This window comes from Shewanella subflava, assembly GCF_025971955.1.
GTDB lineage: Bacteria > Pseudomonadota > Gammaproteobacteria > Enterobacterales > Shewanellaceae > Shewanella > Shewanella subflava.
Genome location: NZ_JAPDMX010000026.1, coordinates 105,694 through 114,325, shown reverse-complemented (window position 1 = coordinate 114,325; position 8,632 = coordinate 105,694). Strand labels below are relative to the sequence as shown.

Sequence of the window (8,632 nt, the reverse complement as noted above, 5' to 3'; positions counted from 1 at the left end):
GCGCTTTGCTTTCGCGCTGTGCCGTGTCAGTGGATGCGCATTATAGGGAGCTAAGATTTTTGCGCAACCCCTTTTTTGAAGTTTTTTGCAAAAATGAAGGCGATGGCGTAAATATTGGCCATAACGCGCAAAAAAGGGACTATTTGTCCCTTTTTATGCTGATTATTGCATATTTATCATTGTTTATTATTCACCAAAGAAGCGTGTTTCCTGGGTGGTAATCACTTTTTCGCCATTAATTTCAGTTTCAACTACGATATTAATATTAGTTACGCTACGTTTTAAGCCAACTGGGTCAACTGCAACACTAATTGGCAGGGTTAATACTTCACCGGCAGCAATACTGACGTTGTCTGGTCCTATCCACTTAGCATCATCAAGCCCATCGACACTTAACTTGTAATCGTGTTGATATTCGGTTTTGTTGAGTATTTTAATCGTGAAGGTATTTTCTATCTCACCACGACTATTTTCACGATATAACGCATTACGATCTCTAATCACATCCATCCTGACAGGTGCTATGGTGGCGCTTGCATAAATGAACAAGAGTACCATTACCGTTAATACTACCCCGTAGCCCACAAGTTTAGGCCTTAAGACCTTTTCTTGAACATTATCTAATTTGTTTTCGGTGGTATAACTGATTAAGCCCTTGTCATATCCCATACGTTCCATTGTGGTATCGCATGCATCAATACAAGCCCCGCAATTGATGCATTCATATTGCAGACCATTGCGAATATCTATTCCTGTTGGACACACTTGTACACATAAGTCGCAATCAATACAGTCACCCAAGCCCATTTCTTTGGGGTCCGCTTTACGCGAACGAGGACCGCGGGTTTCACCCCGTTTGGTATCATAACCAACTATATAAGTATTCTTATCGAACATGGCAGCCTGAAATCGTGCATAGGGGCACATATGAATGCACATGATTTCGCGCATCCAACCAGCATTACCATAGGTTGCTAGGGTAAAGAAAATCACCCAAAAATAGATACTACCGTCAGCATTAAGCGTAAATACATCAATGTACACTTCACGAGAAGGTACGAAATAAGACACGAATGTCATGGCAGTAAGTAAGGCCACTAACACCCAGGCGGTATGCTTGGCTGTTTTACGCCATAGTTTGTCAAAACTCCATGGCATTTGATCTAGCTTAATTCGCTTATTGCGCGCGCCTTCAAACTTCTCTTCAAACCAAATGAATATAAATGTCCATACCGTTTGCGGACAAGTATAGCCGCACCATACTCGCCCTAGATATGTCGTCACAAAAAACAAGCCGAAGGCTGCTATCATAAATAACGCTGCTAATAAGGTAAGGTCTTGCGGCCAGATGGTTAAACCGAATACATGAAACTTTTGCTCTGCAAGATTGAACCAAACTGCTTGACGGTCACCCCATGGGATCCAAGGCAGTATTAAAAAGAACAACATGGAAACCCATCCCATACGACGACGAACACGAGTCCACAGCCCGTCGACAGCACGCACATAGATGCTATTACTGGGGTTGAAACGGTCCGCTTTACTGGCGTCAGGTTGATGAATCTTTATTCGATTTTGTTTCGAATAATCTTTGGGCTTCGATTCTATTGTCATTTTACAGCCTTACTACATTAACATTACAAAGAAACTGGAATAGTATATACCTTTCTAACATTAACTCGGACAGAAAAATGAGAGGTTGGATAGGTTTAGCCATCATCGCTGGCATAATTTATTACTTTGCAACAGAAACAAATAAGCTCGACGAGCCTATTGAATATTTTCAAGGTATTTTTACGGCTGCTGAAAAAAAATTATCTTCGATGACAGGGACAAAAATTCAGAGAATTGATACTAAAATTCCTGCACTAAAAGAAAAAATCTATGAGCGCTTATCGACCATAGAAATTCGTGAACTCGATGGTGTCTTTACTGACAATGAATCTATCGCTGACTTTAAAGATGAATATTGCTCAAACTCTAAAGCGAGTCATCCTGTGTTTAGTCGCGAAAATTTGCAATTTATTTGCGATAAGATTTAGTTAACAGATTTATCCTCGCTAGATTGACCTGCCTATTAATACAGCCTAGTCTTTGGATAATTGATTGAAAAAGGCTAATAAACAATGACTGAACAGGTTTCTGATATATTTGACCCATCGCTTTGGGACACAGTGAGTGGTTTCAATTTTGAAGATATCACTTATCACCGCGCAAAAGATCAGGGAACGGTAAGGATTGCGATTAATCGTCCTGATTGCTTGAACTCATTTCGACCTAAGACAGTAGATGAACTCTATCTGGCGTTAGACCATGCTAGACAATGGTCAGATGTGGGCTGCGTATTGATTACAGGTAATGGTCCATCAGCTAAGGGGCAATACTCTTTTTGTGCCGGCGGTGACCAACGCATTCGTGGTAAAGATGGCTATAAGTATGAAGGCGCAGAAGACGGTAAACCTGATATTGCCAGAATGGGGCGTCTGCATATATTAGAAGTACAACGTCTTATCCGTTTTATGCCTAAAGTGGTGATTGCCGTTGTACCTGGTTGGGCTGTTGGCGGCGGCCACAGCTTACATGTGGTGTGCGATCTGACCCTAGCGTCTAAAGAACATGCCATATTTAAGCAAACCGATCCTGATGTAGGTAGCTTTGACTCAGGCTACGGCAGTGCTTACTTAGCAAAAATGGTGGGTCAAAAACGTGCCCGAGAAATTTTCTTTTTAGGCTTTAACTACTCTGCAGATGAGGCTGTTCAAATGGGCATGGTGAACCGCTCTATTCCCCATGCGGAACTCGAAACAGAAGCGTTAGTCTGGGCAAAGGAGATTAACAGTAAATCACCTACGGCAATGCGCATGCTTAAATACGGATTCAATTTGCCTGACGATGGATTAGTTGGCCAACAACTGTTTGCTGGAGAAGCGACACGTTTAGCTTATGGTACTGACGAAGCCCAAGAAGGACGCGATGCCTTTTTAGAAAAACGCGATCAGGATTTCACAAAGTTTCCTTGGCATTACTAGGGTATGTTTAGCTTTGTTGAGAAATTATGCTTAAGACTATATTTCTGGCAGGCAATCACAAATGAACGCCGATTAGCCCGCTAATATATGTGAATTAGCGCGCAGAATGGCTGAAAATGGACCTTTATAGGTCTATTTTTTTGCATGTACAAAGCTAATCGAGTCAGTCTTTTAACCTAATTGATAAATATCGCTTTAAATGCAAATAAGAACTGTTATCATCTAATGGTTAGAACAATTATCCGATTTGTTTATGTTGAGGCGATTATGAAAAAAACCATCAGTTTTGCGATTTTACATTTCAGTGTCGCATTCACCATTACCTATTTGCTCACTGGCAGCATAGTCATTGGTGGTGCTGTAGCGTTAATAGAGCCAGCGGTGAATACTGTAGTGTTTTATTTTCATGATAAGGTTTGGTCTAAAATTGAAGCGGCAAAAGCTGCTCAATTACTCACTAGCTCAAACACTGTGACAATTTAAGCTAGCGCTAAAAAGGAAAGACAGCATCAGGCTCGTTATTTTTTGCTCTAATCCAAGTTAGCAGGCTAATGGCGCAATAGCTCCGCCTTGAATAAACTGAAAAAAACACCCTGATTGAGCCAAGCACACTAACAGCTGGGGTAAATGCAAACACAATGGATATTACACCTTTGAAAGCCGGTCAATGATACAGCGAGATAAACAATCGTTTTTCCAACTGGCTTTAATACTCGCTAAATCTCGCCACTGCACCACTCATGCCTAGTAATAAAATTAATCGCAACCAAAAGCCTTTCATCTGCGTATCAACAGTATCTGATAGCCAACTAAAGTGATTTATATGTTTTCATTTTTTAATAAAAATCCCATCAAAAAATTAACCAAGCAATATGAAGCTAAGCTTGAGCAAGCCATGCATGCCCAGCGTAAGGGGGATATTCGCTCTTATTCGATGCTTACGGCTGAAGCTGAGAAAATTAACGATGAGATCATTGCCATCGAACAAAGGCAGCAAGCTAATTGATCTGCTGCGCTCAGATTAATTATCGCAATCGGCAGTTAAGTTGTCACTGGGACAAAATAACCAATTGGAAGGTAATAGAAAAAACCTGGATAGAAGCAGCGCTTACACTCAAACGCGAACCTTACACGGTTCACAAGGTCTACTTGTCCAACAACAGTTGTCTGCGGCAAATACTCTTGCATGAAACAAAAGCAAAGCGCTGTTTGATATGGATTGAACAACCCGCACGAAGGTTAAATAGGATTACTCTGTAGGCCTTTTGCTTTACCATTTGCTCAAGCATCTCAACACAATATGAGCATATTTTGGCAAAACCCAATCCCAAAGGCCCAACCCGCACCGTCGATATTTTTTGCGCGAAATGCAAGAGCCAGTTGTTCAAATATCGCAAGGGCGGCAAAGGCGCATTAGTGAAATGCTTTAAGGAACGAATTGCAGATGACTTAACCACCACGCCTTGCGTGTGTCCCCAGTGTGAAACCACCTTTGCTAGAGAAACCTTAATACGTGGCGCTCCCGCTTATAAAATGATTGGCGGTAAAGTGACGATGAAATAAGACTGCCATTTTTGTAAAAGAAACTCAGCAATATAGCGTTACGCAATGGCTTATACCTGCTGAATATCACATCGATAAAGCGGTAAGGTTTGGGGTACAAAAAGTATAAATGGAGTGTCACAACCTGGGTAGTCGAACGCCATTAAATCAAACAAGACTAAGCTGTTGGCTTTTTACTGCTTCACTTCATCAATGACATTGGTAACTTAATTGATAACATGGCCGCAAGGGCAACAAACAACGCTGAGATCCACAAGCAAGCTTCTAGCCCATAAAACTGATAAACCCAGCCCGATAACACAGTGCCAATTAATCGCCCCATCGCATTGGCCATATAGTAAAAGCCCACATCAAGTGAAACCCCATCAGCATCGGCATAACTGACAATTAAGTAACTGTGCAGTGATGAATTAATCGCAAATACAACCCCAAAAATCAATAAACCGACCACCACAGATACTTGTACATAAACATCAAAATGCAACGCTAATGCAATTGCGACAGGAACTATGGATAAGTAGATCGCCCACACAAAAGCCGTGCGACCCGTCGGGACTCGCCCCTGTTTTTTACCTGTTATATAAGGCGCAAATGATTGCACAATCCCGTAGCCAATCACCCAGCACGCCATAAAGCCGCCCACCCACCAATGATCCCAGTTAAAGGTAACCGCCAAAAAAACGGGCAACGCCACTACAAACCACACATCACGGGCACCAAACAAAAACAGTCGTGCGGCCGACAAAATATTAATCGCGCGGCTTTTAGAAAACACTTCTTTAAATTTAGGTTTATTTTTCGCTTTTCCAAGATCGTGTTTTAACGCAACCAAACTGAATAACCACACCACCACCAGCAGTGATGCCATTAAGATGATCGCACCTCTAAATTCAAGCAAAGTGAGTAATGCACCGCCCAAAAAGAAACCGACACCTTTTAGGGCATTCTTAGACCCTGTTAGCGCTGCTACCCACTGATATAGCGTGCCCTCAGCACCCGCTGGCACCAATAGCTTAATGGCACTTTTAGCACTCATTTTATTCAAATCTTTAGCGATACCAGACAAAGCTTGCGCTGCCATAACATAAGCCACACTGAGCATATCAGCGGGTACGGTTAGCATGCTTAAAGCAATGATTTGCAGCCCCAAACCAATGTTCATGGTTTTATTAAGCCCCAAACGCGCCCCAAGCCAACCGCCGGCTAAATTAGTCACCACCCCAAAGATTTCATAAAACAAAAACAACATAGCAATATTAATCGGGCTATACCCTAGGTGATGAAAATACAACACCACCAGCATTCGCAGCGCACCATCGGTTAAGGTAAATGCCCAATAATTGCCTGTAATCACCAAGTACTGCTTAATTTGTGGTGATAAATTGCTTAACGATAAAAGCCCCATTTACTCATAACCTTATTTAGTTTTTATCAGCCAAGCCAACCATACGGGCTAACTCTGCGGTGCGATTGGCATAGCCCCACTCATTGTCATACCACACATACAATTTCACCTGAGTGTCATTGACCACCATGGTGGATAAGGCATCAATAATGCTTGAGCGCGGATCGGTTTTATAATCAATCGACACTAGCGGGCGAGTTTCATAGCCTAATATGTCTTTAAGCTCATTTTCAGCCGCCTGTTTCAAGAATTGATTAACCTCTGCCGCATCGGTTTTACGCTCAACTTCAAATACACAGTCAGTTAACGATGCATTGGTTAATGGCACACGAATCGCGTGGCCATTTAGCTTGCCTTTTAACTCAGGAAAAATATGGGTAATCGCGGTGGCTGAACCTGTGGTAGTGGGGATTAAGCTAGTGCCACAGGCACGGGCGCGGCGCAAATCCTGATGCGGCGCATCGATAATGGTTTGGGTATTAGTAATGTCATGAATGGTGGTCATTGAGCCATGCTTAATACCGATTTTTTCATGGATAACTTTGACCACAGGCGCTAAACAGTTGGTAGTACAAGAAGCTGCGGTCACGATAGGGTGGATATCTTTGTTGTATAACGCTTCATTCACGCCCATCACAATATTAAGCACACCCTCTTCTTTAACGGGTGCGGTAACCACCACCCGCTTTACGCCTTGATCTAAATAAGCTTGCAACAAAGCTTTGGTTTTAATCTTGCCTGACGCCTCAATAACCACATCACACTTTGACCAATCAGTATCTTGAGTCGCCACATTTTGTGTGCATGGAATTGTTTTGCCATTAATCAGCATGGCTTGATGTCCATTCACTTCGGTGTGGCTTGCTTCATGGTGCCAACGGCCATGCACTGAATCAAAAGTCATTAAGTGCGCTAAAGTTGCCGCATCGCCCGCGGGATCATTGATGTGCACAATTTCAATGTCATCCCAATCAAATGCGGCGCGCATTGATAAACGTCCCATACGGCCAAAGCCATTAATACCGATTTTAATCGTCATGTTTCACCCTCGTTTATCGTTTTGAATTGAAATAATCATATTGCACAGGATGTTTCAGCGCCTTAGGTCTAATTTGCTGTACCTGTTGTATAACCTTTGGGGCAGGCCAACCATAGGCAAGCAGTATCAAACCAATCACCAACCCCGTTCTGCCCGAACCACCACGACAATGCACTGCTACACAACCCTGTTGTTCCAGCACAGCCAAGATAGCCGCTTTATGTAATTGCCACTGGGTTTCAAACACACTATCGGGCGCAGCATCATCAGCAATAGGTAACTGTAACCACTGTACATTTTGTTCGGCACACACCTTTGCCAAATCACTGGCATTATTCTCAGCCATTTCGGCATCAAACATTAGCGTGAGTAACATGTCTGTACCCGCCTGCTTTAAACTGGCGATCGAGTCGGTCAAATTAGCGGTTTTAGTTCCGGGGCAAGGCGTAAAAATCAGCCTAGCGCCATTATCTAAAGTTAATGTGTCAAAAGGATGTGATTGCATCGTCATAGTGTTATTTCCATTAGTATTTGAATGCGTTTTTCGCAGTTTGGCGATGGGCACGGTTATTTAAAAATGCCACTAAAGACAGCATTACCGGCACTTCCACCAGCACCCCAACAACCGTTGCCAGTGCTGCGCCAGAATGTAAGCCAAACAATGAAATAGCCACCGCGACCGCGAGTTCGAAAAAGTTAGACGTACCAATTAAACAAGCTGGAGCTGCAATATTGTGCGGTAACTTTAAACGTTTAGCGGCTATAAACGTCAGATAGAAAATGCCATAGGTTTGCAGTAGTAATGGAATGGCAATAAGCACAATAATCTGCGGTTCTGACAAGATAGTATTGGCCTGAAAACCAAACAGAAGCACTACTGTGGCTAATAAACCAATCACTGACCAGGGCTTTAACTTAGCTAAAAATTGATTAATCCCCTGCTCGCCACGTCGCTTATTGAGCCACTGCCTTGTGAGCACACCAGCGATTAATGGCAACAACACATACAAAAGCACAGAGATAAGTAAGGTTTGCCAAGGCACTTGAATGTCGCTAACCCCCAGTAAAAAAGCTGAGATTGGTGCAAATGCAAAAATCATAATCACATCATTTACCGATACCTGCACTAAGGTGTAATTAGGATCGCCTTTTGTCAGTTGTGACCACACAAATACCATCGCGGTACAAGGTGCAACCCCAAGTAGAATCATGCCCGCAATGTATTCTTGCGCCGAAGCAGGATCGACCCATTCTGCAAATAAAACATTAAAAAACAGCCAGCCCAGTGCAGCCATCGTAAAAGGTTTAATCAACCAGTTAATCACTATAGTCAGCAATAAACCCTGAGCGTTTTTACCTATATCTTTAACGGCTGAAAAGTCGATTTGCAACATCATGGGGTAAATCATCACCCAAATAAATACCGCCACTACGATATTCACATGGGCTACTTCAAGACTCGCTATCGCCTGAAACGCTTGGGGTTGCAATAAACCTAACACCACGCCAATCATAATGCACAAGCTTACCCATACCGACAGATAACGTTCAAAAATACCCATACTATAAACCTTCTATTGTTATCTACACCGTTCA

Annotated in this window: 10 protein-coding genes; 5 read left to right on the top strand and 5 right to left on the bottom strand. The window is 42.7% G+C overall.

All coding sequences use genetic code 11. The annotated features are described in order from the left end of the window. Positions 1-186: 186 nt before the first annotated feature. A complete protein-coding gene (gene ccoG / locus OHT75_RS11675; protein WP_264726797.1) occupies positions 187-1,614 on the bottom strand; it encodes a cytochrome c oxidase accessory protein CcoG in 1,428 nt (475 codons plus the stop codon). Between the two features lie 77 nt (positions 1,615-1,691). On the opposite strand from ccoG, the gene OHT75_RS11670 reads away from it, so the two are divergent. From OHT75_RS11670 to OHT75_RS11650, 5 genes are all read left to right on the top strand, one after another. Beyond that, positions 1,692-2,042, top strand: a complete 351-nt coding sequence (locus OHT75_RS11670) for a hypothetical protein (protein WP_264726795.1) — start codon at positions 1,692-1,694, stop codon at positions 2,040-2,042. 84 nt (positions 2,043-2,126) lie between these two features. Then, complete coding sequence (locus OHT75_RS11665; protein WP_264726793.1) at positions 2,127-3,029, top strand: 1,4-dihydroxy-2-naphthoyl-CoA synthase; 903 nt, start codon at positions 2,127-2,129, stop codon at positions 3,027-3,029. 267 nt (positions 3,030-3,296) lie between these two features. Continuing rightward, positions 3,297-3,512 (top strand): DUF2061 domain-containing protein, encoded by a 216-nt coding sequence (locus OHT75_RS11660; RefSeq protein ID WP_264726791.1) that lies wholly within the window; start codon positions 3,297-3,299, stop codon positions 3,510-3,512. Positions 3,513-3,852: 340 nt separating this feature from the next. After that, the gene (locus OHT75_RS11655) at positions 3,853-4,035 is read left to right on the top strand and encodes a DUF6435 family protein (protein WP_264726789.1); all 183 of its coding nucleotides are present in this window, start codon (positions 3,853-3,855) and stop codon (positions 4,033-4,035) included. Positions 4,036-4,340: 305 nt separating this feature from the next. Continuing rightward, positions 4,341-4,592: a hypothetical protein gene (locus OHT75_RS11650; protein ID WP_264726787.1), complete on the top strand. Its 252-nt coding sequence runs from the start codon at positions 4,341-4,343 to the stop codon at positions 4,590-4,592. A 181-nt stretch (positions 4,593-4,773) separates the two neighbouring features. Here the strand turns inward: OHT75_RS11650 and arsJ are convergent, their stop codons facing one another. Genes arsJ through arsB form a run of 4 tightly spaced genes read right to left on the bottom strand, consistent with a single transcriptional unit; the run spans position 4,774 to position 8,598 of the window. Further along, positions 4,774-5,997 (bottom strand): organoarsenical effux MFS transporter ArsJ, encoded by a 1,224-nt coding sequence (gene arsJ, locus OHT75_RS11645; protein ID WP_264726785.1) that lies wholly within the window; start codon positions 5,995-5,997, stop codon positions 4,774-4,776. 16 nt (positions 5,998-6,013) lie between these two features. Then, complete coding sequence (locus OHT75_RS11640; RefSeq protein ID WP_264726782.1) at positions 6,014-7,036, bottom strand: ArsJ-associated glyceraldehyde-3-phosphate dehydrogenase; 1,023 nt, start codon at positions 7,034-7,036, stop codon at positions 6,014-6,016. 13 nt (positions 7,037-7,049) lie between these two features. Beyond that, complete coding sequence (locus OHT75_RS11635; RefSeq protein WP_319803634.1) at positions 7,050-7,547, bottom strand: phosphatase domain-containing protein; 498 nt, start codon at positions 7,545-7,547, stop codon at positions 7,050-7,052. A gap of 13 nt (positions 7,548-7,560) precedes the next feature. Beyond that, positions 7,561-8,598 (bottom strand): ACR3 family arsenite efflux transporter, encoded by a 1,038-nt coding sequence (arsB, locus tag OHT75_RS11630; RefSeq protein ID WP_264726781.1) that lies wholly within the window; start codon positions 8,596-8,598, stop codon positions 7,561-7,563. Positions 8,599-8,632: the final 34 nt, after the last annotated feature.